Origin of the sequence: Flavobacterium bizetiae (assembly GCF_902804475.1) — a bacterium.
Lineage (GTDB): Bacteria > Bacteroidota > Bacteroidia > Flavobacteriales > Flavobacteriaceae > Flavobacterium > Flavobacterium bizetiae.
Genome location: NZ_CADCSU010000250.1, coordinates 1 through 510, shown reverse-complemented (window position 1 = coordinate 510; position 510 = coordinate 1). Strand labels below are relative to the sequence as shown.

Sequence of the window (510 nt, the reverse complement as noted above, 5' to 3'; positions counted from 1 at the left end):
AATTAAATGATAAAATTATCTGCTTCTTCACACAACAAAATATACTTGCAAAAAATATTAAAAAAAGATTTAATGCTAAAATTCATAGCGAAGGAGACCTTATTCAATCTGAATTTATAAATGGTTTCTCATGTCCTAACTTGCCCATAATCTTAGATACTAATCCAAATTTAGTTACTATAAATTATACCTAGGGTTTGTTGCAATCTTGGACAAATGATTTAGATTTTAGAAAAAACTCTTTAAATGCACGAATTGAAACTATAACCGAAAAAGCATCTTGTAAAAATATTACTCAAAATCGTTGTCTTATCATTTCAACAGCTTATTACGAATGGCACTGGAAAGAAGAAAAAGCAAATTGAAATATCAAATTAATTCGTAAGACAATGAGATTTTTACATTTGCAGGATTATATTCAACTTGGGAAAATCCTTCTATAAGATAGAAAGAAATACTTATACTATGGTTACGACACAAGCAAATGAAATTATGAGTTATGTTTATAAT

1 protein-coding gene and 1 pseudogene are annotated in these 510 nt (G+C 26.9%); both read left to right on the top strand.

Annotated features, from left to right (window positions below; all coding sequences use genetic code 11):
• Positions 1-194: pseudogene (locus FLACOL7796_RS24780) on the top strand (SOS response-associated peptidase); the annotation flags it as partial.
• Between the two features lie 3 nt (positions 195-197).
• Positions 198-365, top strand: coding sequence for an SOS response-associated peptidase family protein (locus FLACOL7796_RS24915; RefSeq protein ID WP_173973393.1), 168 nt, complete (start codon positions 198-200; stop codon positions 363-365).
• The last annotated feature ends 145 nt before the right edge of the window (positions 366-510 follow it).